This window comes from Alteromonas sp. 14N.309.X.WAT.G.H12, from assembly GCF_036697315.1.
Taxonomy (GTDB): domain Bacteria; phylum Pseudomonadota; class Gammaproteobacteria; order Enterobacterales; family Alteromonadaceae; genus Alteromonas.
Genome location: NZ_JBAHZB010000001.1, coordinates 80,635 through 103,247 on the forward strand (window position 1 = coordinate 80,635; position 22,613 = coordinate 103,247).

General features: G+C 45.3%; 21 protein-coding genes. 14 read left to right on the forward strand and 7 right to left on the reverse strand.

Annotation, left to right across the window (positions count from 1 at the left end; translation table 11 throughout):
- Nucleotides 1–84 precede the first annotated feature (84 nt).
- The 6 genes from V5298_RS00390 (at nt 85) to V5298_RS00415 (ending at nt 6,252) form a co-directional block, all read left to right on the forward strand.
- On the forward strand, nt 85–429 hold the full coding sequence (locus V5298_RS00390; protein ID WP_332929472.1) for a hypothetical protein: 345 nt from the start codon (nt 85–87) through the stop codon (nt 427–429).
- On the forward strand, nt 416–1,105 hold the full coding sequence (locus tag V5298_RS00395) for a hypothetical protein (RefSeq protein WP_332929473.1): 690 nt from the start codon (nt 416–418) through the stop codon (nt 1,103–1,105). Before V5298_RS00390 ends, V5298_RS00395 begins: the two co-directional genes overlap by 14 nt.
- A gap of 133 nt (nt 1,106–1,238) precedes the next feature.
- Nucleotides 1,239–2,045, forward strand: coding sequence for a hypothetical protein (locus V5298_RS00400; RefSeq protein ID WP_332929474.1), 807 nt, complete (start codon nt 1,239–1,241; stop codon nt 2,043–2,045).
- 64 nt (nt 2,046–2,109) lie between these two features.
- Nucleotides 2,110–2,670, forward strand: a complete 561-nt coding sequence (locus V5298_RS00405) for a lectin-like protein (protein ID WP_332929475.1) — start codon at nt 2,110–2,112, stop codon at nt 2,668–2,670.
- A 2-nt stretch (nt 2,671–2,672) separates the two neighbouring features.
- A complete protein-coding gene (locus V5298_RS00410; RefSeq protein ID WP_332929476.1) occupies nt 2,673–3,395 on the forward strand; it encodes a hypothetical protein in 723 nt (240 codons plus the stop codon).
- A 1,774-nt stretch (nt 3,396–5,169) separates the two neighbouring features.
- Nucleotides 5,170–6,252 carry a hypothetical protein gene (locus tag V5298_RS00415; protein ID WP_332929477.1) on the forward strand — a complete coding sequence of 361 codons (1,083 nt, stop codon included), beginning with the start codon at nt 5,170–5,172 and terminating at the stop codon, nt 6,250–6,252.
- Between the two features lie 441 nt (nt 6,253–6,693).
- Here the strand turns inward: V5298_RS00415 and V5298_RS00420 are convergent, their stop codons facing one another.
- Entirely contained in the window at nt 6,694–7,053 is a 360-nt protein-coding gene (locus V5298_RS00420; RefSeq protein WP_332929478.1) for a hypothetical protein, read from the reverse strand.
- An 811-nt stretch (nt 7,054–7,864) separates the two neighbouring features.
- On the opposite strand from V5298_RS00420, the gene V5298_RS00425 reads away from it, so the two are divergent.
- Nucleotides 7,865–8,233 carry a hypothetical protein gene (locus tag V5298_RS00425; RefSeq protein WP_332929479.1) on the forward strand — a complete coding sequence of 123 codons (369 nt, stop codon included), beginning with the start codon at nt 7,865–7,867 and terminating at the stop codon, nt 8,231–8,233.
- The gene (locus tag V5298_RS00430; protein ID WP_332929480.1) at nt 8,230–9,963 is read left to right on the forward strand and encodes a DEAD/DEAH box helicase; all 1,734 of its coding nucleotides are present in this window, start codon (nt 8,230–8,232) and stop codon (nt 9,961–9,963) included. The genes V5298_RS00425 and V5298_RS00430 overlap by 4 nt, the downstream gene beginning before the upstream one ends.
- On the opposite strand, the gene V5298_RS00435 is transcribed toward V5298_RS00430, so the two are convergent.
- The 3 genes from V5298_RS00435 to V5298_RS00445 all read right to left on the reverse strand — a co-directional run bounded on the left by V5298_RS00435 (nt 9,956) and on the right by V5298_RS00445 (nt 13,060).
- Entirely contained in the window at nt 9,956–10,786 is an 831-nt protein-coding gene (locus V5298_RS00435; RefSeq protein WP_332929481.1) for a LamG-like jellyroll fold domain-containing protein, read from the reverse strand. The two genes, V5298_RS00430 and V5298_RS00435, sit on opposite strands and share 8 nt — an antisense overlap.
- A gap of 112 nt (nt 10,787–10,898) precedes the next feature.
- The gene (locus V5298_RS00440; RefSeq protein ID WP_332929482.1) at nt 10,899–12,014 is read right to left on the reverse strand and encodes a hypothetical protein; all 1,116 of its coding nucleotides are present in this window, start codon (nt 12,012–12,014) and stop codon (nt 10,899–10,901) included.
- A 146-nt stretch (nt 12,015–12,160) separates the two neighbouring features.
- Complete coding sequence (locus tag V5298_RS00445; protein WP_332929483.1) at nt 12,161–13,060, reverse strand: hypothetical protein; 900 nt, start codon at nt 13,058–13,060, stop codon at nt 12,161–12,163.
- 223 nt (nt 13,061–13,283) lie between these two features.
- On the opposite strand from V5298_RS00445, the gene V5298_RS00450 reads away from it, so the two are divergent.
- On the forward strand, nt 13,284–13,919 hold the full coding sequence (locus V5298_RS00450) for a hypothetical protein (RefSeq protein WP_332929484.1): 636 nt from the start codon (nt 13,284–13,286) through the stop codon (nt 13,917–13,919).
- Nucleotides 13,920–14,062: 143 nt separating this feature from the next.
- Here the strand turns inward: V5298_RS00450 and dnaN are convergent, their stop codons facing one another.
- Nucleotides 14,063–15,259, reverse strand: a complete 1,197-nt coding sequence (dnaN, locus tag V5298_RS00455; protein ID WP_332929485.1) for a DNA polymerase III subunit beta — start codon at nt 15,257–15,259, stop codon at nt 14,063–14,065.
- A 166-nt stretch (nt 15,260–15,425) separates the two neighbouring features.
- Here dnaN and V5298_RS00460 point away from each other — a divergent pair, with 166 nt between their 5' ends.
- The 3 genes from V5298_RS00460 to V5298_RS00470 all read left to right on the forward strand — a co-directional run bounded on the left by V5298_RS00460 (nt 15,426) and on the right by V5298_RS00470 (nt 17,560).
- The gene (locus V5298_RS00460) at nt 15,426–15,887 is read left to right on the forward strand and encodes a hypothetical protein (RefSeq protein WP_332929486.1); all 462 of its coding nucleotides are present in this window, start codon (nt 15,426–15,428) and stop codon (nt 15,885–15,887) included.
- 66 nt (nt 15,888–15,953) lie between these two features.
- A complete protein-coding gene (locus V5298_RS00465; RefSeq protein WP_332929487.1) occupies nt 15,954–16,133 on the forward strand; it encodes a hypothetical protein in 180 nt (59 codons plus the stop codon).
- 290 nt (nt 16,134–16,423) lie between these two features.
- Entirely contained in the window at nt 16,424–17,560 is a 1,137-nt protein-coding gene (locus tag V5298_RS00470; protein ID WP_332929488.1) for an O-antigen ligase family protein, read from the forward strand.
- Here the strand turns inward: V5298_RS00470 and V5298_RS00475 are convergent.
- Nucleotides 17,547–18,167: a hypothetical protein gene (locus V5298_RS00475; protein WP_332929489.1), complete on the reverse strand. Its 621-nt coding sequence runs from the start codon at nt 18,165–18,167 to the stop codon at nt 17,547–17,549. The genes V5298_RS00470 and V5298_RS00475 overlap by 14 nt on opposite strands.
- A 282-nt stretch (nt 18,168–18,449) precedes the next feature.
- Between V5298_RS00475 and V5298_RS00480 the strand changes: the two genes are divergently transcribed.
- Nucleotides 18,450–19,445 (forward strand): hypothetical protein, encoded by a 996-nt coding sequence (locus tag V5298_RS00480; RefSeq protein WP_332929490.1) that lies wholly within the window; start codon nt 18,450–18,452, stop codon nt 19,443–19,445.
- Nucleotides 19,446–19,554: 109 nt separating this feature from the next.
- Entirely contained in the window at nt 19,555–21,555 is a 2,001-nt protein-coding gene (gene dsbD / locus V5298_RS00485; protein ID WP_332929491.1) for a protein-disulfide reductase DsbD, read from the forward strand.
- Between the two features lie 350 nt (nt 21,556–21,905).
- On the opposite strand, the gene V5298_RS00490 is transcribed toward dsbD, so the two are convergent.
- Entirely contained in the window at nt 21,906–22,592 is a 687-nt protein-coding gene (locus tag V5298_RS00490; RefSeq protein WP_332929492.1) for a dUTPase, read from the reverse strand.
- Nucleotides 22,593–22,613 lie beyond the last annotated feature (21 nt).

Here is a 22,613-nt window from a genome sequence, read left to right on the forward strand (position 1 = left end):
CGATGACGGGCGGCCCACTATTGATAAGTAATCAAAATGATTGTATTATTCTGCTCTCGTTCTGGCATTAAAAGGTAAATGTTTATGAAGTGGAATGTCTCGATCTCTATTGCGCAATTTTTCAAAGAAGGCGCTGTTGATGATGATGCGTGTGTTATTGGAAAAGAAATTGCTAATCACGTAAAAAAAAGGCTAGACACCTATCTTCAACGCCTCGGGGAAGACGCCTCCAATATGTACGAAGCACTCCAACGACTTGAAAGCATTAACACAGTCAAGGACTGGCAGGAACTCAAGAAGAGCAGTCCAATATGGGATCGCATGCCGCCACTCAAAGAGCTCGACGAAAACCTTGATAACTTCTATGACGAGGCTGATAATTTAGGCATTTGGGTTAACCCGAATAAGGAGCACCATGAAGGCCACTAAAGTTAACGTCGAAAAGAACCTGAAGCGCGTTCAACGTCTCTTTAAAAATGTCGATTTTAAGGCATTAGGTACCGCAATGCAGGTTCTCGCTAAAGCGGCTTCGGAAACCCATGGTCATAATTGCCTCAGCATTTCCCTTCTTGCGCAGTGTTTCTTGGAGCGTAGAGGGATCAAAAGTAGGTTGATGGTTGGTGAGTCCGCTTGGCGTGTCGATGGCAAGTCCAGTGGCGGCGTCATTAGTCACACCGGATTTAGACCTGGCATCTCAACCTCGGTTGTGCCGGAAAAGCTGGGGTCAAAGGCATTGCACTTTCATGCATGGTTAGCGCTGAATGAGTATTGGTCTCTCGATTTAACGACCTACCAGTTTCAGGAAAAGATGGACTTGCTGAATCAAGATGGCCAAAACACGCCCGTAACGTGGACGCCAGAGTTCTTGGTTTTCTCTAAATCGGACATAAGCTCTTTTGAGGCGGTTCAACAGTCGTTTTCCTCCAAAGTTATTAACTACACCCCCCTGCCTGCGCTCTACGAAGAAATAATCACGTACACAGGCCGTTTAGAAGTTTGTGAGCAGGATGTCAGTACCCTTACCTTTATTTACGACGCTGTCTTAAAGGGTGAGCTGGAGACCGTCATCGGTCCGAATGGTACCGTTCTTCTTGATCCGCAATAGGATGTTTTAACGAACATCGCGGAATTCGCCATCTATAGCGCGACAGGCTTCGCTCATTGCCTCACCGGTAAGGCTTTTGCTTTGGGAACGCTTATTGCATTACCACCAAACAAAAGTCTTAACCAGGAATAGCATGACGACCTTAAACACCAAGCCCTTCTTTGCTCTCTTACTTCTGTTATGCGCGCATACTGGCCAGGCACGGGCTGCCTTTATCTCTTGGTACCCAACGTTCGACACGGAAAGCGTCGAGGATGTCGTAACGCTGGGAGAAAGTGTAGAGGCGTATAATTTTTCGTTCGACAGCTCTAACGTTGAGGGTGAGGAAGATCAAAGCACCGTTATTGCTGACGCAATTTTTGTTGAATCATCGACATACTTTAGCGATGACACGGGTGGAAAATACGATTTCCTTAATGGTGAGACAACCGGGAGTAGCGAGTATGATGCAATACTCAGCACCTTGGATTTTGGGGGTGGCGAGGATGTTGTGCAACTCCAGATAGGCGACAACACCTTGACCGTAGGTAATACATACCTGGTACAAATTTGGTTTACGGATCTTCGCGATGGCATTAACGGTGGGGATCGGATCATGAGTGTCGGTGACGGAAGTGGAAACGACGTTCTTCTTTCCGGGGAAGGAGAGGGCCTGGGCGAATATGTCATTGGGGTTTTTGTTGCCGATGACATTTCTCAATTACTTGAATTCCAAGTCTTCGCTAATGCGGGTAACGTTCACATCAACGCCTTGCAGGTAAGAGATGTTACCGGTGAGTCACTGGTAGATCTTGTTGATAGTCGAAATTTAGCGGCCGTGCCGGCACCATGGACTGGCATCTCGCTCGTGATATTTTTTCTCCTATCAAGACGGCGGTTAAATGTTTCTCTTTATTTTAAGCATCACGGTTCGAAAGACAATGGTACGCCTATTGCTTAAAAAAATCAGCAATAGGATTTAGGTGGGTTTAACGCGAATGGTAAAGAGAAAACGGAATCGCTTCATGTTTACGGCTTTACTGCTTCTGGGCAGTGCATGTACACAGGCTGAAATTGTGATTTTAGACAGTGTTTACTGGAACGGAAATGAATACCTTTTGACGTCGAAAGGTACGGTTGAGGAGTTGCAGGAATACGCAGAGAGCCTAGGAGGCAACCTGATCAGTATTAACAGCCAGGCCGAAAACGACTTTGTCTATGATACCTGGGGGGAAGGGGGGACCTCTGACTACGCAGGATATTACAATACGATCACGATAGGTTTAACCGACGTTGACGAAGAGGGGGTTTTCGTGTGGCTAAGCGGAGACCCTTTCACTTTTGATGGTTTTGCTGAAGGTGAACCAACTGACGGTAGTGGTAATGGGGAGGATTATGTCACTTACATATTGAACAATGAGAACGAAGAAAAAATTGGGGCATGGAACGATGTCAATGATACTTATTCTCGTGGCTCCATCATCGAAATAGGGACGATGAATGACGTGCCACTACCGTTTATGTTTACATCGATTTTAATGGTCTCTTTTTTTAAGAAGAGAAACATAAGGCAAGGAGTTAAATAAAAATGCCAAATCGTATAATTTTAATACTGATGCTGTTTTGTGGCGTATCACTGTCTGTACATGCCGAATACACATCAACCGATTGGGTATCAGAGGGCGACGGTTTGATTACCGTTGATAGCTCGACCGGATTAGAGTGGTTGGATTTATCCGAAACGATAGGAATGTCCATCTCTGATGTCCAAGAAGAACTTGAAGAGGGTGGGCTTTTTTACGGTTGGCGGTTACCAACCTACGAGGAAGTGTATGCATTAACAACCGGTATTTATGGCCAGTTAACCGATGTTATTTATGGTGAAAGTTATTATGAAAAAGATAGCGTTATCCGAGACGAGACAGAACAAGAAGTCTTTGAAACGTGGTTTAGCTTGTTTGGTGAAATCCGAAATGAAGATTTAGGTAATGCGGGCCATGTTTTTTCTAGCCTAGGATTTCACCTGGATGAAGACGGAAATGTTGTTCGATCAGGACTGCTTTATCAAACCACCAATGTTGCCTACGACACATTAGAGTTGTCCATTGGTCACGATATTGGATTTACCGAAGACTCATCATCCTCCAATCAAGGTGTATTTCTTGTCAGCGATGGAGGAATGGCACTGACTGCCGAAGAGGAAACGGCCACCGTAGTAAGCGCTCCTTTCGTAGGATCTTTTTCAGGTATTGTGCTTCTGCTGTTAGGACGCCGCCTAAAGAAAAAGGAAGCCACATTGTCCCGGCTCTGAGCCGTCGAAGCGGAAGTTTTCTGCTTCGCCGTACTTGCCTCGGTTACTCATTAAAATGGCTGTGAATAACGGTGTTTACGCGGTAGGAAAATGGCGATGTATTGGTAGGGAAATGGCGCTAGCGCAGAATACCTACCGATAACAGGCCTCCCCCTGTGGATAACATTTCTATATTTCAGGAGGTATTTGGCGATATGAGGGCAAATGATGTGCACAACCCTGTGGGTAACCTGTGATTATCTAAAAAAGAAAAAATAAAATGGAGGAATATTGCGATTAATAGCAAGGTATTTTGCCCTCAAAAAGTAGGGGGTTCGCGCTCTAACAGTAGGTATATGGCGATGAAAATAACGTAACCTATTGAAGATTAATAAAAAAAAATGCGCCCCCTTAACATAAGTCCTACCCCTCATTACATAAACATATAATAATAATAATTACATTATTATTATTTTGTAAGTTTCCAATAAACCACACTTACGTGATGTAAAACGCAAAAAAAGCCTAGCGATGTGAACTCAATTTCGTAGTGATCACAAGCAAGAGATCATTTATCTGGCACACCAAATCATAAAGTCGAAAGTAGAGGAATATGACGTTCCAAGCGATGGATTGCTTTCTCGAATTCATTAAAGTGTAGGAGAACGGCGCTATGCAGGGTTATTCGCCTGTTGTCAGCGTGATTAAATATAGGAATATGGCGCTATACAGGGTTACTCACCTATTGTCAGCGTGATTAAATATAGGAATATGGCGCTATACAGGGTTAGTCACCTATTGTCAGCCTGGTTAAATGTAGGAATATGGCGCTATACAGGGTTATTCGCCTATTGTCAGCCTAGTTAAATATAGGAATATGGCGCTATACAGGGTTAGTCACCTATTGTCAGCCTGGTTAAATGTAGGAATATGGCACTGGACAGGGTAATTCATCGACTGTCAGCGTGATAAAATGTAGGAATATGGCACTGGACAGGGCAATTCATCGACTGTCAGCGTGATAAAATGTAGGAATATGGCACTGGACAGGGCAATTCATCGACTGTCAGCTTGATAAAATGTAGGAATATGGCACTAGGCAGGGCAGTTCGCCTATTGTTAACCTGATAAAATGTAGGAAAATGGCGCTATGCAAGGCAATTCATCGACTGTCAGCGTGATAAAATGTAGGAATATGGCGCTGGGCAGGGTCATTCGCCTACTGTTGACCTGATAAAATGTAGGAAAATGGCGCTATGCAAGGCAATTCATCGACGGTCAGCTTGATAAAATGTAGGAAAATGGCGCTGGGCAGGGCAATTGACCTATTGTCAGCCTGGTTAAATATAGGAAAATGGCGCTGGGCAGGGCAATTAACCTATTGTTAGCCTAACAAAATGTAGGAATATGGCGCTGGACAGGGCTGAGCTGAACAGTTCATAAAAAAGTAGGAGAATGGCACTGATACGGGCTTGTCAGGCTGATTTGATCTATTTAAATGAAGGAGAACGGCGCTCTCTCTCAATCCGAAAAAAGAAACGCTGTCGCTTTTTATAATATTTTATCCAGTAAAAAGCTTTTTATATTACAAAAAGTAACTTTAGCGCGATTATCCTACATTTTAGTCGCAATCTACCTACCGAAAAAGACAACTAACGGCTCATTTGTCTCTCATCGACGTTGGATCGCAGTGGATCCGCAGTGGATCGTAGGCGGTTCCAACTGTTATATTGATGCTTGTCGCGCTGTGGGGCGACAGAATATTTTAGAACCGTTCAAATGATGGGAATGCTGAATGTCTACGCAAAACAATATTTCAAAAGTAGAATTTATCACCGAAGCCAATCTGGATGAACTCTCACTAGCATTGTTTGCTCATGTTGATCAGGTACCTCGCAGTTCAAAAAAGGATCCAACAAAATATTCTAACCAATTTAAATACAGCTTTCTGCCTCGATTCGTCAGGGGGAAAAACCCACCAATCCCAGCGTCAGACCGGACCGCGACGTTAACGAAGGAACGGCCCTTTGTTCAAGATGGCGTTAAATATCTTCTTCGGTTAAAGCCTGCAATCATTACAAACATGGATAAAAATGCTAAGCGCAATGACTACCTGAAATACCCAGGTTCCCTTGAGGCATTGATTGAGGAAATCTTGTTGGTTATGGCGACCAATGGGCACCTGGTTAAGGCAACGGTATCTCAAACCGTACGTTATGGTGTGTCGTTCACTTACAGTGATATTCGTCGAGAACTCCAAAAGCATGGCCGCACACGGAGTTTTACGGAGGTTAAAACATCACTTGAGGTACTGCGAGATAGTACCGCGGTACTCTCTCCTTTTGAACGCAGAGGCAAAGAGATAAATTTAGATATATTTTCAACCGCTATATTGGATCAGGAAGTCAGGGGCCGGGGCGCTGACAAGTGTTTTGTTTTCTTTTCAGATCAGATCGTATCTCTTATTGATGAAATGGCTTACCGCCAGTATAACTTTTCATCGACACAAGAAAACGACAGTGACGTGGCAAGGTATCTGCATCGCTATATCGTTAATGAATTTCGTTCAGTGAGCATTGTTAACGATATCGTGGAAGTGAATGCTGTTCATTTGTTAGATATGTTTGGAAAAAACGAAGTCACCAAAAAAAGCAAACAAAAAGATTTGAAAACGGCGATCACGCTACTTATGGAAAATGGCCTGGTTAGTAACTACCGATGTAAGGGCGAAGTCTATCAGATCTGCCTAACCGAAAAATTCATTGACGAAATTATAAAGTCGAACGCTAAGCGTAAAGGGTTGATAACCATCAAAGAGCGGATTGAAAGTGGAGAGATTGCTAAAATTCCCCCAAAGCAAGCCTCATTGGCGTTTTGAGTTTCGTTTCGGATCCCCGTCACCAAGAGATGCCGCAGAACAAGCCTACTTGCAAGTCCTGGCACATGTAGGGTGTATTCCCAATTGTTTGCTGTTTGGACTCAGTCTGTCCGGACAACAACCCCGAACCCAACGGGTGCTATCTGAATTGTATGCTTATGAGTACATGTATCTCGGCATTGAGTCCATGCTGCACAACCATACAGATTGAAGCCTCCGACGACTCATTCGAAGAATAGAGTCGTAGAATGCGGCTGACATATGTTCAATATTTTTGGATGAGGCAGACTATATGTTCGCTAGCAGAACCATGATCGATATTTTCGGTTTCGTTGCAGAGAAAGGCCCGAGATCGGGCGATGCTTCTTATTTCGTTAGCCGTTGCTCGATAGTAAAGTGAGAGCTAGCCGCGTCCACACGATCAACTTTACCGGCTTTTTCTCAAAATTGGATATGTTCGAAGATGCTGTATTGTTCAGAACAAACACCTTCTTTGGTGCGACGAACGTTGATGCCGATGTCAGCAAGTTCGCCAGGTGTCCACCACTGTCTTTCTCCGCTTACGACGCAGGCCCAAGCCTCATCATTAGGTGAATTACATGTTTCGCTCAACTCCAATAGTACCAAGCTGTAACGGCTCTTTTTGCCATCGAATCGGCGAAAAGGTTCTTCCGCTTTGTCAACGCGAACCAAGTGACGGCCTTGGCCTTGCGCGAGCAGCACGGAAGAGCGAGGAAGGTCATATCCGGCAGAATCAGAATGAATGATAGGTACAGTTTGTTGGTAGTCGACAAGAAGCATAGTGAATCCTTTGTGTATGTGAGTCACTATAATAATCAAAATGAGCATTGATGTCAATTAACATTTCATTTGTTGCAAACAAAAAAACCGCGAAAGGTCGCGGTTTTTGTATGCTGACGTGGCAAATTCTGGCTTTGGGGGAAGCATAGAAAATGATACGCCGGGTGATGTTGTTGAACGATACAGCTAAAGTGTTGGGTACTGCATCGTCAACACTAATCAACAATAAAATATAAATGACACAATGTCAAACAGTTGCTTAGCTTTTGTTATATTGATTCAAATGTCTTTGTTTGCGCGACAAAAGCGCCTTGGGGATCATCGGTGTGCTTCAGATACCTTTACCGACACATTTCGGGTTACCAATTGGGTTCGGACAGTAAGCGTGTCCCCCTGCTTTGAGAGACGAGAACGGACGCCAAGGCGACGGGCTCCTTTTTTGTAGTAATTGTACTTATTACTCTCAAATCGGTTACGAAGCCTACTCGCTTTAGCATAGTCGTACTGTACCCAAGAAAAAACTGGTCGCCCATTAGAAACCACCCATGCACCGTTAAAGCGGGACCGAAGACGTATTTCTTTTACGCCGGATGCTAACGTTTTGATGTCCCCCTCCCAAGGCTGACAGTCCTTGTTAACATAAAGGATTTCCATATTTACTCCTTCGATAATTGACGGCAATAGAGATTATCAGTTTAATTCAAAATGATAGAGAATTAAATGTTTTTACGGTGTGTAGATAAATCATAATGATTACACATGGTGAGAGTTGTGATATAGTAAACCTATGTGATTATTTAAGGTTAAGGTTATGCCTCCTATATCCCCGATTCACGCGTTAATGGAACTGTTAAGGCGCGGAAAGTTCGATTACGCAGATGAAAAAATATGTCAGTCGCAGATTGAGACGTTTCTGCGTGAAAACAGGGTCTCGTTTATACGTGAATACAATGTAGGTAATGGGATCATAGACTTCTTCTTCCCAAGAACAGGTATAGCCATGGAAGTCAAGGCGTCGAAAACCTGGAGTAAAGTTAAGGTTTATCGTCAATGTGAGCGTTATTGTGAGCATGAGCAGGTGAAAGGACTGGTGTTGGCCAGCGGGAAGGCACAAGGTTTACCCTTGGAGATTAAAAATAAGCCCGTGCGGGTATTTCAGTTAGGAGTAAACTTACTATGAGAAGAACGAAAACGTACGGGTCGCTGAAAAGGATGGATGGAAAGTGGGTGATATCTGGACTCGAACCGCATGTAGCAATTCGCCTGAAACAACTCTTCCCTAAAATCCCGCAACACAAAGCAGGTACCTTTTCCTTTGTTGATAATAAAGATGTTGCTGCAGATCTCGAATGGTTTATTTCACGCTATGCGCTGGCGATTGATAAAGCCGACTTGCGGTACCTTAAGAAAAGAAAACGCCTTTTTTACACCGAGCAAGAAAAGGCGGAATCTATCCTCTTACCATCTTATGTGCCACGAGGAAGAGTAGGGCTTAAAGAGGGCCAGTTCCTGAAAGAATATCAAAAGCAGGCCATCGATCTTATCGAACAAGTTCAAAGTTTACTTGTTATTGATGATGTAGGTTTGGGGAAAACGTACGAGGGGCTGGGGATAGCATTAATAGAGAATGCGTTGCCGCTCGTTGTCGTTGTGGAACCTCACTTGCAAGACCAGTGGATAGAGAAGGCGGAAAGTTTTATTAACCTTTCTGTGCATGCAGTAAAAGGTAATACCCCTTACGATCTTCCTCCTGTTGATATTTATGTTTTCAAATACACTCAGCTAGGCCCTTGGGTCGATGTGCTCACTCAGGGGTGGGTGGGGGCCATTGCTTTTGATGAAGTCCAACAGTTGAGAACCGGTGTTGATTCAGCAAAGGGATATGCGGCTAAATACATTTGCGAAAAAATCCCTATTCGTGTCGGGCTTACGGCGACGCTAATTTATAATTTCGGCATCGAAGCATGGAATATTATTGATATAATTCGCCCAGGCTTATTGGGGACCAAAAACGAGTTTATTCGAGAGTGGTGTAGCGGGAATCAAAATGGGAAGTTTATTGTTAAAGATCCGGATGCACTTGGCGCTTACCTTCGAGAGTCTATGATGACGTTGAGACGGAAAAAAAGTGATGTAGGTCAAGAAGCTAAGCAAATGGCCCCGCATATCGAATGGGTGGAGCCAAATCAAAAGCTTGTTGCCAGTGCTGAGGCGTTAGCAGAAAAGCTGGCGTTAAAAACATTGACAGCGAACTTCCAAGAGGCGGGTATGGCCGCGCGTGAGTTCGACATGAAAATGCGAGAGATGACCGGGATAGCGAAGGCATCGCAGACCGCGGCTTACGCTAGGATGTTTGTCGAGACCGGTACCCCGGTGGTGCTTTTTGGTTATCATCATGAAGTCTACCGGATCTGGGAAGAGGAATTGGGAGACCTAAATCCGCTATTTTATACTGGCCGCCAATCACAGGCCCAAAAAGAAAAGTCAAAAAAGGCATTTATTAATGGGGAATCAGACCTGTTAATTATGAGTTTACGTTCCGGAGCCGGAACGGATGGCATTCAACATCGATGTTCCACCGTCATCAAAGGTGAGTTTGACTGGTCACCAAAGGTGCACGAACAGTGTATAGGGCGAGTGGATAGGGATGGACAAAAAGAAGAAGTCTTTGTTTTTTATGTTGCCACAAATTTTGGGTCGGACCCTGAAATCATTGATTTGCTGGGGTTAAAAGAATCGCAAAGCCGCGGTATCATTGATCCTTGCGAAACGCCGGTCAGCCAACAGGCTGATGTTAATCGCATCAAAAAATTAGCGGAGCGATTCCTGGAGTCTAAGGGGATGCCCGTCCCCGTGCGGCAGACATCTATTAAGGAAGTGCCGGCAAAAGCACTAAGTGAAGCTATCTAGTCATGCCACCGCCCTGGGGTTGGGTGTTTTCCTTACGGCCCCAGAAGCGAAAGAGTAGCGTCAAAAATAATGTAGACGCTCCGATGAAAGGACTGGGAACGGCGGCGAGAGAGTCGGTAGCAAAAAGGCTTTCCACTTCCGTTAAACTCAACTCGTTGTCGTATAGCGCGATGTTATCTATGGCTCCTTCGTAATAATGATAATTGCGACTGCCATCGTACGTTTCCGCCTCAGAGCCATCGCCAATAATGCCGTAACGCACGGAGCCGGTTTTCCCAAAAGCCCCTTGATAGATGTCGGAAATAATTAAATCGCCATCAACGAATATTTGCAAGCCGCCATCTTCTCCGTAGGTTATTACTGTTTGGTGCCAGTCCCCATCGTTGTACGCTTCTTCTGTAATGTAGTCGATAGTCGAGCCAGACGTAATAAAGGTGATCCCAAGATCGAGGCGTCCATCGGAAGTGAGAGAAAGGTTATAATAATCGGTTCGGTCAAAGTCGATCAGTGACCAGTTTGCGATTTCCTCCGCCCATGATGTATAAACTTCGTCATATGTCGTGTTAAACCAGAGGGAGACACTCATCGCTTCTTGGGGGGTGTCATACGCAAAGTCGATAGCAACATAGCTTTCGTCGTCGAAATAAGCCGCTTCTTGCCCGTCCCGCTCAATATAGGTGAGCGGGATATTCCCTAGATCTTCAGAAAGAATATTGTTCCCAGAAGAGTCCAGCGTGTCGCCCTCGAAATGCCATTCGCCGACAAGTTCAGCTTGGGCGAACGCGGCGAAAAACCAAAGTAAGCACAGAGTTCTTTTCAACATTTTTTCCTCCAGAGAGTGATGCGTATTTAGAGCAAGAAAAATGCCACGTTTATTGAGGGGGGGAAGGTTTTACAATAACTCAGGTTCTCCGCCCGATAAGGACGGGGAAAGATTAGGTCGTAAGCGAGGTGTCGGTTGCGCCCCCAAATAACGAGAGGTCCATCAAACGATTGTTGGCATACTGTTCGCAATAGCGCGTTGCGAGCGATTTTAACTCAGAGGTTCCCATCCCGCTATTAAGAGAGAGGGCTGCTTCGAAGATTAGGGCTCTTTCCTCATCATTTGTCACGTCGAGCCAATTGCGTAATAAGGTTTCACAGCGGCCCTCTTGACGACTTTTGTTTAATTCATTTCGAAAAAGCGCAACCGCATCGTTCCGGATAGCGGTCGCCGCTTCATAGAGACTTTCGTTGTCTAAGTACTGAACGTCATCAATGTGGAACGTCGCGGAGGATTTTATTAACGGGTTGATGCAGTGCTGTTGAGTATCACTGAAAGCATACAGGTTAGCGAGCCAGTTTCGCGGATAGCCAGCTTTCTCAAGCTCAGCAACAAGCAGTGCGGTTTTCAATCGAATTGAATATGGCAGATAACGCGTTTCAGAAAGGGCTGCCGATTTCTTTAAGCTGTTTGAAAAAGGCGTGACAGGTACTAGGGAGCCCGTATCTGGGTCAAGGTGACAAAGTACATGAGTCAGTGCCACGTAGCGCGAATGAAAGGCTTTGAGAGCGTTTTCAACAGCAAGATTTTCAGCAACTCTCGCCTCTCTGCATTGGGAGCTCAAAGGCGCGAATTTCATTGGTGGGTGAGTTAAAGCCGAACGTGCTACGACCATGTTGGCCAGGTTGGTGCCACCAAACAAGGACGCGTTTCTGCGCTCACTATCACACCTCAGCACGGAGACTCCGCTGAGTAAAAGGTCGTTTTTATTGGAGTCGAAAGACAAGGCGTGAAAGTCGGGGATTAATTCGCATCGTTCCGGCTTGTTGTTCGTAGCGGCATTGCGCAGGACCACAAGGTAGGCTGTGCCTAAAGTGCAATCATCATCAATATACGTTAACGAGAGGCGGAAAGAACCCTGCGTGGCGTCTGTTTCCAGCATTAGAAAATCATTAAGGAACTGCGAGGCTTTTGCGTAGGTGAAGGTAGCGTCATACCCTTCGCCCGTAATACGGATCCAGTCATTTAGGTAATGCAAAGTAAGTGCTCTTTGTTCTTTTTGAGTCATTGTCCATCCATGTTTTATCGTGTGGAAGAGTGTCTGCAAATAATGATAGCACAGGAAAAAAGGATTTTATGTTGCTTAAAACTCAAAAAGAGTCGATCACCTTCGGAAGCCAGAGGTTACGCTACTCTCTAATGTTTACGTCAATTTCACTGGGTCTCGCTGGGAAGTGCGAGAACCAAATCGCTGAGGCCAAGCCGGGCAGTTTCTTTTTTTATGTCGAAATTAAGAGATAACTCGCTTGTTAGGTCTCGCCGAGAGTTATTGGGCGATATGGTTCGGTATTTTTTTGCGCGGATACGCGAGAAGTGCCCCTCATCAAGCAGTGCTTCGGGAATGAGATGGATGGAGTGATCCGCCGGTTTGTAATGTTTTGCCCAATAATGAATGCCGGTACCATGGTCGTAATATTGTTTAGCACGGCGTTTTTTCTCTTTTAATGTTTGCGGGGAAAGAGGGTGGTACATAATGTTCGACATCCATCCGGAACCCCGTAAAAACTGGTGTTTGCTGATGTGTTTATTCGTGCAACCCAGTAATTCCCAGTACCGTTTTTGTTGGCAGAGCAAACGGGCTTTGAGCCCCCGTTCCGGCTGGGTCACTAACATCTCATTACTTGTCATGCGACGGATTGTTTGTTCGATATGGCGCAGCTTTTCTCGACGAACAAGTAAATCTGAATGCCAAAAAGCCAGTTTGTCCGGTACGTAGAGAAACGCGAACTCAATGGCAATGATCATGTGGAATATGGGAAGATTGATGTGTTTGTTGAAGTTAACGTGAATAGCACCGTCAATAAGCGTTGGCGGTTTAGCGCGAGGATCACTGCCCACCAATGGGGTCCAACCGAGTTCTTTTACGAGCCGTTGCTGAACGATACACCAGTCCGGATCGACATTCCAGCAAAGCCATAGCTTGGGGTGGTTCGCGCAGAGGGCTTGCCATTCCATGGACGCCTCGACGATTTTTTTCAGCGGGACCTGAAAACCTTTCCAGTTCCCTTTTCCAGAGGTAAAAGAAAGTCCTTCGATCCTTCGGTCTATTTCCATATTTAGCAAAGCCTACATGATTCTTGACTGTAACAACAGTTTAGTATTATATCTGCGTTTTGTAGCGATAACTATTCGTCGTAAGCCACATTATATTACGAGAAAAAAATAAAAACCAACTATAACACCTGTTTTTTTGTTCGAAATTAACGATTGGTAGGAAAAAAGGATATCATTGTTCGATATTTGCTTGTGAAAACCAACTATAAGGATGACCAACGTGATGGCAAACACATTTTATTTCCCAGACCCAGTAGCAGATGAGTTACCCAGTGAATATCGTTTTTTTCTCACCATTAACGATTTGGAGCAGCAGGCATCATCCGTACAGGCGGCGCTATCAAAGATAGACGTCACTTTGTCGTTTCAAGACTGTATGCAGATTTACGTGGAGGCACTGCGTCTCCCTGATGCGTCCCCGGCGCATTTCCCGGTTGCACTGAAACCCTGGGAGACCTTGGATCGCATTAACGCTATATTACTGAGAAAGCACACGAAAGCGCCTGTTTTTGTGGCAGCGTTGCGGCATTACCCATACCCAGAACGGTTGATAACCATTAATATATTAGCCAGCCGACGAGTTAAACTGTCTGATACGCGCTCTTTTGGTCCAGAGCAGGATATGGGGGAGGTTTGTCCTGCGTCAAGCGCGGCACTATTTGATTTTTGTTTTCCCCCGAACACGCAAGCGTTCAATGAAGCTTTGGAACTGATGGATCCCGTTATGCGGGATAGATATAGAGCGCAGTTAGGGACCGGTGCCTTTAGGCAAAGTGAGGGGTATTTTAGGTTTGGTGAATTGACATGTGGTGATCCGACTGTGTTGCTTTTTATCGAAGACTACCTGTCTGCCAATTGATTGTCCCGTCCAACGTATCCATTGTGATTAGCAATTCAGCCTTATATTCTCGCCCGATAAGGCCGGGATATAAGGCGGAAGCCTAATCGCTTATCCGAATAAGGCTGTGTCGGCTTTGGCGCATAGGTGGCCGCCCTGAAAGACTATGTTCTCATTGGCATAATAACATGCAGCAATGCACTCTCACCATGGACGAGCGCGGGACTTTCTGCGTCTCGAAGTTTAATGGTGATCACTTCATCGTTTAGGCTAGTGAGTGCGTTAATAAGGTAGTCAACATTCAGGCCGATTTCGAGGGGGCTGTTTAGGCCTTCCATGCGATGAATGATAACTTCTTCCGAAGCTTTTTCCTTGGTCTTGTTTTCGCTCTTTATTACCAAAGCGTCGGGGTTATCATTACTGAATCCAAGGGTTACGCCTCTGAATTTTTCTAACGCCAAGATAGCAGTGCGTTTGCATGCGTTTAGCAGTGCGGCCCGGTTGATTTCAACAATAATGCTATTCTGTTTCGGGATGACCTGGCGCGCATCAGGGTATTTAGCGTCAATCAATTTCGAGGTGAAAGTTTTCTTTTCTCCTTTCAAAACGATATGGTTATCCGTGATTGCCACTACAACATTGGCTTCACTGGTCATGGATTTCAAGAAAACCGGGATGGCTTTGTACGCTAGACGCGGAACAGTACAGCGTGCATCAACATCGCTAGCGTCACTCGCTTGAACCTGATTAAAAGAGAGCCGGTGTCCATCTGTCGCGGTTGCGAAAAAGTCTTTTCCTGTTTTTTCTAAGTTAATACCGTTTAAATAGTAGCGCACATCGTTGTTGGCCATGGAGCCCTCAATGGGCGTCATTAGCTTGAGAAGATTGGATGCACTAATGACGGCTTTGGTCTGGGGCGCGTCAATGTCCAACGAAGGGTAGAGTGTCTCATCAAGACCTAAAAACGAGTAGGAGGACCGGTATCCAGATACCTTCAATTTCGCCTTATTGGTTTTTCTGTCTGAGGATAAGGCAGCGACGAGGTTGGAATCAAATTCCTTTAGGATGTCTAATAGTTTTTTGTGAGGAACGGTAAAACCCACATCACTTACAGGATCCCCACCTACGTTGTAACACTCGGCGGATACGTTATCAGAGAAAGGAACGGCAACCCGTTGTTCAATCGCCTCACCATCACAGGTGGAAAAACGAATTCCTTGGGGTGAGATGCGGCAATAGACGTGAGAATAAATGGGTATTTGTGATCGCGTGTTGACGGCGTTCGCGATGAGCGTGAGTGCGTCACGCAAGGTTTCAACAGGAAGAAAGATAGAGATAGTGTTGTTTTGGGTGTTAGACATGTCGACCTCGAATGACTATGTTCTTTTGATAGGGTTATATTATCATAATCAAAATGATTGTTGAATATGTTTGTCTAACTATTTTTTATAATCACTTTATTTCACGCAACGTATTGGTGCGGTTATTGCTTAGGGTTGTGGTATATTTTTCTTTTGAGGACCAGTAATGAAGAATTTACGTTCAGCCTTTGGGATCCTTATATTGTTGTTTTGGGGTAATGTTAACGCTGAATTGTTAATTAACGGTGATTTTGAAGATGTCACCGTATCCCCAGAGATTACTGAAACATCTGAATCCTACGAGTCCTACACGTTTGAAGGCTGGTTTGAAGTCACGAACGAAGACATGCTGGGCTGGTCATCTGCCAACGGTATTACTGAAGTTTGGTATGAATTCACTGGTGTCGAGGCTCAAAGTGGTGAACAACTCATAGAACTGAATTCTATCAGTCAAAATACGCTATACCAGTTGTTTCCGACCATTGCCGGCAATAGCTATCAGTTCAGCATTTTTTATGACTCGCGATTTGATCTCGAAGAGCAATTTCGTGTCTATATGCAGGATTTTGATACCTCAGAGTTCCTTTTCTCGGTTGATGTGCTTGATAACGACGAAAGCGACAGTTGAGAAGAGCTCACCTTTACCTTCGTTGCGACAGGGGATGTCACGCGCCTTGCTATCGAAGCGTTGACTGTGGTGGATGAAAGTTCCGGCATTTTGCTTGATAACGCATCAGTTATTTCCTTGGGAAGTGAGTTGGAAGTCAACGATGGTTCGTTCCTCCTAGATGTTCCAGCGCCATCATTTTGGGTCCTCTCCCCAGGATTGTTCCTCTCGCTGTTTTTTAAAAAAGGTAAAACAGTTCGCAGTTAATCTTTTTGATTGATTGAGGGTGAAGGGTCCTATAGACTGTTGGTTATGTCAAAGGACGACACTTTTTAGAGAACTGAATTTTGCAAGGAAGCGAAATATTGACCATAATCTTTTACCTCGCCGTGTATTGCGGCGGTTTGTTGGTAGCGCTATCTGGTCGTCCCCGTTATGGCCTTTATGTCTACTTTTTCTCCTTTTACTTTCATGCACCCTCACAATGGTGGGGGCAGTCACTTCCTGATATCCGGTGGTCGTTAATCGCCGCCATTATAACCGTTGGGGTTTTGTTAGTGAAACCGCCTGAGCGTGGTTTGAGATTCTGGACCTATCACGAAAACAAATTCTTAACGGTCATGGCTATTTTTGTTTGCCTGCAGCAATTCTGGGTGAAGTTTGGTGTACTTCACCTGGATTATGTCATTCTCTTTATCAAGTTTCTCCTTTTGATGTTTATTATTCAAAATGTCGTTGCCTCAGCCAAAGAATTACGCGGTGTGATTTGGGTTAATCTGCTGGGTAGTGCCTACCTCTCATATTATGGCATGAGTCAAACTGTGGGAGGGCGTATGGAGGGGCTTGGCGGAAATGGAATGGATGCGAACCTTATCGGTATGCATTTTGCCGCGATAACATTTATGGGGGGGTACCTTCTCATAGAACGCTTTCGTTACACCCATATTATTATTGCGGGCGCATTAGGCGTTATCTTGATGGGGTTGTTCATGACCGAATCGCGCGGAGCTATCCTCGCGTTGGTGGCGACAGGTGGACTGGCACTTTTCTTTCCTTCTCAGCAAAGTAAAGGAAAGTTTTTATTGTTAGGTTTAATGGCCGCTACCGCCGTCGCATTATTGATGGGACCACAAATAATCCAGCGTTTTGAGAGCATGGAGACCGATAATCTTGGTGAGATAAAAGATAAAAGTGCAGAGTCACGCATCGTGATCATTGAAGCGCAAATAGAGATGTGGAAAAAGAATCCTATTTTAGGTTTTGGGCATCGCGGTACCTTGGTACAAAGCCCGGACTACCTCCCGGAAGAATACCTCACGGGGCCGGGCGTGAGAGCGTCGCACAACTTAACTATGGCCTTGCTGGTTGATCATGGCATCATCGGTGCCTTGTTGTATTTTAGCGCTGCGTTCATTGCGCTAATAAGAATTTTTGGATACCGATACCGTCTTGCGGAAGGGGAGACACTTAATGACGAACAGCGGCTGTATAGCAACATGCTGGTGGGTTCGGTTTTGGCCTTATTTTGTTTTCTTTTGGCCGGGCAAGGGGCGAATAACAAGAAGCTTGAAGAAGATATTTGGTTTATCGCTTTGATCCCCGTTCTCTATCGTGAAATCAAAGCGTTTAACCGGCGAACGCAGGTCGATGAGCAGCGCCTAGCCGTCCAACAAGAGACGCTCAAAGCGCGTTGATGATCATTTCCTCTGTTCGCTCGTCAAGCATGCGGAGAAAAGAGGTGTCTTGAATGACGTCAACGGCCTTATCCGCTAGATTTTTTTCTCCATAGAGTTGAGATAATACCGGGCCGGTAAACCCGTCAAGACGGATGTATTGTCGAGCGCTATGGTCGTAGACGGTCTGGTTAGGATGTTCCTTGCGGTAAACCATAAGATCGCGGGTGAGCTGAGGCTTTGATAGGTTAAACGTTTCCGACAGTTCCGGCGGCCTAAACCCTCCTTTCACCAGGATCAACGATTCAAGGTAAGCCGCCTTTAACACTTTAAGGTTCCCGTTGATCTTTTTGAAGATGTGGGTCAGTTTTTCCCCAGCCGCCGTTTTTTCCTGTCGTGTATCTCCAGGAAGTAATGGCGCACTGAACGTTGATGAGGGTAAGTAACCAAGTTCAGGGCCAGCATACCGCGTTTGATTTGGGAATAAGGAAAGGTAATCTTTCAGCATTCGCGTGCATTGTGCTGTGGATAGAGGGTAAATCATTTTGTCGGGGGTAAAATCTTTTCGATGCAGTTCGCCTTTTATGAGTAACAATGTATCGACAAAAACAAATCGTAAATTTCGCATGATTTCTCCACATGGGCAACTCCGGTAACCGGAGAAAAAACGGCTCAAAAGCGCAATAGAAACAGGGAGTAATCATAATGATTTGAATTTGTTTGTCAATCCACTTCCCAATTACCGTGATATTATCAGTATGTCAGTAGGAGTCAGCGCGTATTTTTTTTTGCATTAGGATAGATACGCATCGTTCCGCTAGTCTTTATTTTAGCTTGTAAAGAATCAAAATGATTGCAGTTGATGTGGTATTTTAGTTTAATGTGGATTGCACGCAAATTAGGAGTTGTTATGAGCACAGTGAAAGGTACCGCATATTTTGTTGTAGATGAAAGTGGAAGAGCAATTTCGACACTACCTGAAGCTGATGCCTCTGCGTTTGTGTATGCAGGCGCAAAGCGGGCCCTTCTGGGGGATCAGGACGCCGCATTAAGAGAGGTTATCGTGTCGCCGCGGGATCCAAGTGAGGCATTGAACGCCATTAACCAATTACATCGTCGCCATTTCCGTGCCGTTCCGTTCCTTGATTATCTGGCCGAACAAAAGGGAAATATCTGGTTGTTTGAAAATTTGCCTATCCCATTGAAGATCATGAACGACCCAGACATTATGGAGGAATTGGCCAATATTGCTGCGTCACCGCATTCGCACAGTGACAAGAAAGTAAATATGAAATCACGATACCTGACCTTAACAGGTGAAAAACTTCCTGAATCCATGGCGTTGACCATGGTGAGAAAACCAAGGGCAGATTGGTTTGCGAAAATTGGCGATTGGTCAAAGGCGCTGACGTCTCAATCGCCTGTCCGTGACATTATCCAGGCGATGTCAATGGTGCTCGAACAAAAACAGCGTAGAGGAACTGTGAATGCAGGGTTTATGACTCATTTGGCGAACAACATGATGCGTTTGAGTCAAGCAAGTACACCGACGGAAGCGGCGCAACGTATGTTGTCCATGAGCCTGTTGTATCGTCGTGAACATGGTATTGAGATGACCCACAACTTGAAAGAGTGCGCGCAGTCTGCTCAGGGCGTAGTGGACTCGCCGTTTGAGTTTGCAGGGGCGGAGACGGGTAACGTCAGTGAAAAGCTCGAACAGCTCACGGAGGGGTTGTCTGATGCGCCAGGTAACGAAAGGCTGTTGGCAGCATTAGATTTCGCGTCAAAGATTGATGATGATGATATTGAGGATGTCACAATCGCTTACATGAATAAAATTGAGGTCGAATTGCCCACCTTAAAGCAAGACCCTCCCAGCATGAGAGGTAAGGTGAGCGTGCGTTAGCTTGATGCGCGAACGCGATTCCTTTGTCGTAAATGGCCCGACGCTCATCGTCGGGTCGTACGTTTAAAAGCCGGGAGACGCCGGCACGAAAACAACATGGATGTTTCAAATGAAGTATACAAGAATAGTGGAATTTACGGTGTTCGTCTTTATAACGATGATTAGTATGCCGTTGTCAGCTCAGTCTTTTGATGATCTCGTAAATGAAATGAACCGCGACCCTATGTCTCGTGTGAAAAAGCCACCGTTACCGGTAGAGCAGGCTTTCGTTTTTGGTTTTAGTCAAGACGGCGATGAGTTAACGCTGCGTTTTACGATGCCAAAGGGGTACCACCTCTACAAAGACAAATTGAAATTCAATTCAAAAAACGCGAAATTCGGGAAGGTGAAATGGCCTCCGTCTGAGGTTATTGACGACCCTTTTTATGGGCCGGTTCCGGTGTACTCGGACGAGTTTGAGCTTGTGGTACCCATTCTACAATCCAGTTACGGTAGCAGTCTTGCCGTTGCTTACCAAGGATGCTCGCCTACCTTTTGTTACCCGCCAAGAAGTACCATGGTTTTATTGGATAAGGTGGGGTCCAGTGAAAACGGGGAAGTCGCTTTTGTTGCTGACCCGGTGGTTTCTGAGCCTCAATATGCCTCCTTGGTTGCCGAGGAAGATGTTTTAGATAAGATAGCCCGTAAAGACGCTTCGTCCATCGATACCCTCGATCACGTAGAACAGTTGCCGCCTAAAGTGAGTAAGTCTCCCGCGTCAACGTTAGAATTTAATTCGGATGTTGGTCCCGTCTACGCCGGGATGGCGAAGTTTATGTTTTTGATTGTGGGAATTGGCTTGGCGTTGACGCCATGTGTTTACCCCATGTACCCGATATTGGCATCTGTGGTTGTGGGTAAAGAAAAGCGTTCCGCGTTCCAAGTTTTCAAGCTTTCCATGGCTTATGTACAGGGGATGGCCTTTGTTTATGCGGCGGCAGGTGTTGCTGTTGCGTTGCTGGGTTTGCAATTTCAGCAAGCATTGCAAGAGCCTTATCTGATAGGCACGGTCGCGATCTTTTTCGTTATTTTGGCGGGTAGCCAATTTGGTTTTTATACCATCCAGTTACCCGCGCGGTACCAAACCGTGATCCACGAAGTGAACCCAAAACAAGCGGGTGGGTCGTTGTTGCGTGCGTTTGTGATGGGGGCCTTGTCAGGGCTGGTCGCGTCCCCCTGTACCACCGCCCCCTTGGCAGGTGTACTCATGTATATCGCACAAACAGGAGACGTGTTGGACGGTTTCCTGTCACTTTACTTGTTGAGTATCGGTATGGGCGTAGTCCTCATTACCTTTGCCCTCTCAGGCAGCCGTTTTTTACCTAACCGAGGGGTATGGATGAATGTCGTTAAAGAACTCATGGGGTTTGTGCTACTTGGGGTTGCGATTTATTTTGCACAACGGGTGGTTTCATCTCTATTTTTAGACGTCATGCTTGTTTCCTTTGCGTATGCGTTTAGTGCCTATGTCGTGAAGAAAAGTTATGATGCGCCACCCAGTCAATTTAGGTTTATTGCGCTATTTGCGGGCTTAGCTGGGATCTTGCTTGCAGTTCACTTGGCGGCATCAATGATACTCGACTCGACCACCAGTGGCGCGCGCATTACGTCAGGGAAGCTTGAGGCAGAAAATGCCTCGGCTGTGAGTGGAGAAAAGGTGCAGCCTGGTCTTTTTAAAGATGTAACCACGTTGGCGGAGATTAAAGCGGAAGTGGCACAGGCAAGCACAGAGGGGAAGCCTGTTATGCTTGATTTGTATGCGCAATGGTGCCAAGCGTGTCTAGAATTTGAAGCTCGGACGTTTTCTCAAGATGCGGTGCGTGATGTGATGTCTCGATTTCATTTGATTCGGGTTGACCTGACAGCGTCGAGTGATGAGAACGTTAATATACAGGAGGCCTTGGGGGTCATTGGTTTGCCAACTATTCTCTTTTACGGTCCTAGAGAAACCGAATTAACAGAGTCCCGACTGTTTGGTTTTGCCGCCCCGACCCCCTTTATTTCTCACCTTAACGATGTGCAGGTGATTGCCAAATGTGAGCAAGAAATGGCGAGCAATGCGGTTTGTTAAACCGATAAAAAGGTGGGATTAAGTCTCTGTCCTTTTTTTTGCAATCGTTTTGTCTTGCCTTTTAAACGCTTTTAAAAAAAGGATTGCGGCGATGAGGAGATACGAATCTACAAAAAGTAGGCCAACCTGTACGTAGGGGTTCGCACCATCATAGTTTAAAAAGTTAAGCAGTGTCATGGTGAATGCCACGACCATAATGACAATACATACCTTGGTCTGCATTACGGTGCGTCGAGTTTTTTTTCGATGTATTTCCATAGTTTTTTGCGACCCCATCCATGGTCATGAGTGGGGTCTCCGTTCCTTCTATTTTAGGGGGGCTGTTAATTCACGGTTTTGATAGGGGATACCTATTGAGTGTAAAAGCTATGGTATGTTGACTCAAGCGCTTTATATAGCTTCGTTGGGAATTCGGGGTCCGTGATATCCAGCCCATTGGCAATATCTTCTAAAAAAACGTTGTCTTCAGCCGTTTCGTTATCGTGGCCAGTGGGCCATGACTTAATGTAAGTCCCGGTGTCGTATCCATGATTTTTTCGAAAGGTGTTTAATACATTTTTTGAGATGTACCAATAATAAAGGCGCTCTGGCGACAAATTACAGTAGTCAAAGAGGCGTTTAAGAAGAGGGTAGGAAGTGCGCTTAACGGCATGTAGCGCGACCGTAAGGTCTAGTTGTTCGAGGAATGTCATTGAGTCGATGTGGTAGGTTTTTCTATCGAACGTTACCGTATTGGTGTCGATTTGCAGGTTGGTATGCATTGTTTTAGCAGCCTGCTTAACATCGCCATTTTCCGCCTGAATCGTGTGACTAAGTAAAAAGTGGAAGACGTCGACAAGTTCGATTTGCCCTTGGGTTTCGTTAACGGACATTTTGCGCCACCATTTCCATTGGCCAACATGGTCATACAGTTCAAAAAACTCATTAGCTGCGGCCCGTAGCCAATCATAATTAGCGTTGACCCAATCTCGATTTACCAGCAAATTCATTTGGTTTTGTAAGTGACACATGTTTTCTAACTGTTTTAGCGTAAGCAAAGGCTTCTCCTTAAGATTATT

What these genes read in the sequence shown, in the direction of transcription:
- V5298_RS00480 (WP_332929490.1), top strand. Translation starts at nt 18,450, where the DNA reads ATGAGCACAGTGAAAGGTACCGCATATTTTGTTGTAGATGAAAGTGGA.
- dnaN (WP_332929485.1), bottom strand. Translation starts at nt 15,259, where the DNA reads ATGTCTAACACCCAAAACAACACTATCTCTATCTTTCTTCCTGTTGAA.
- V5298_RS00405 (WP_332929475.1), top strand. Translation starts at nt 2,110, where the DNA reads ATGTTTACGGCTTTACTGCTTCTGGGCAGTGCATGTACACAGGCTGAA.
- V5298_RS00410 (WP_332929476.1), top strand. Translation starts at nt 2,673, where the DNA reads ATGCCAAATCGTATAATTTTAATACTGATGCTGTTTTGTGGCGTATCA.
- V5298_RS00425 (WP_332929479.1), top strand. Translation starts at nt 7,865, where the DNA reads ATGCCTCCTATATCCCCGATTCACGCGTTAATGGAACTGTTAAGGCGC.
- V5298_RS00475 (WP_332929489.1), bottom strand. Translation starts at nt 18,167, where the DNA reads ATGCGAAATTTACGATTTGTTTTTGTCGATACATTGTTACTCATAAAA.
- dsbD (WP_332929491.1), top strand. Translation starts at nt 19,555, where the DNA reads ATGAAGTATACAAGAATAGTGGAATTTACGGTGTTCGTCTTTATAACG.
- V5298_RS00390 (WP_332929472.1), top strand. Translation starts at nt 85, where the DNA reads ATGAAGTGGAATGTCTCGATCTCTATTGCGCAATTTTTCAAAGAAGGC.
- V5298_RS00430 (WP_332929480.1), top strand. Translation starts at nt 8,230, where the DNA reads ATGAGAAGAACGAAAACGTACGGGTCGCTGAAAAGGATGGATGGAAAG.
- V5298_RS00415 (WP_332929477.1), top strand. Translation starts at nt 5,170, where the DNA reads ATGTCTACGCAAAACAATATTTCAAAAGTAGAATTTATCACCGAAGCC.
- V5298_RS00440 (WP_332929482.1), bottom strand. Translation starts at nt 12,014, where the DNA reads ATGACTCAAAAAGAACAAAGAGCACTTACTTTGCATTACCTAAATGAC.
- V5298_RS00435 (WP_332929481.1), bottom strand. Translation starts at nt 10,786, where the DNA reads ATGTTGAAAAGAACTCTGTGCTTACTTTGGTTTTTCGCCGCGTTCGCC.
- V5298_RS00420 (WP_332929478.1), bottom strand. Translation starts at nt 7,053, where the DNA reads ATGCTTCTTGTCGACTACCAACAAACTGTACCTATCATTCATTCTGAT.
- V5298_RS00400 (WP_332929474.1), top strand. Translation starts at nt 1,239, where the DNA reads ATGACGACCTTAAACACCAAGCCCTTCTTTGCTCTCTTACTTCTGTTA.
- V5298_RS00445 (WP_332929483.1), bottom strand. Translation starts at nt 13,060, where the DNA reads ATGGAAATAGACCGAAGGATCGAAGGACTTTCTTTTACCTCTGGAAAA.
- V5298_RS00450 (WP_332929484.1), top strand. Translation starts at nt 13,284, where the DNA reads ATGGCAAACACATTTTATTTCCCAGACCCAGTAGCAGATGAGTTACCC.
- V5298_RS00395 (WP_332929473.1), top strand. Translation starts at nt 416, where the DNA reads ATGAAGGCCACTAAAGTTAACGTCGAAAAGAACCTGAAGCGCGTTCAA.
- V5298_RS00460 (WP_332929486.1), top strand. Translation starts at nt 15,426, where the DNA reads ATGAAGAATTTACGTTCAGCCTTTGGGATCCTTATATTGTTGTTTTGG.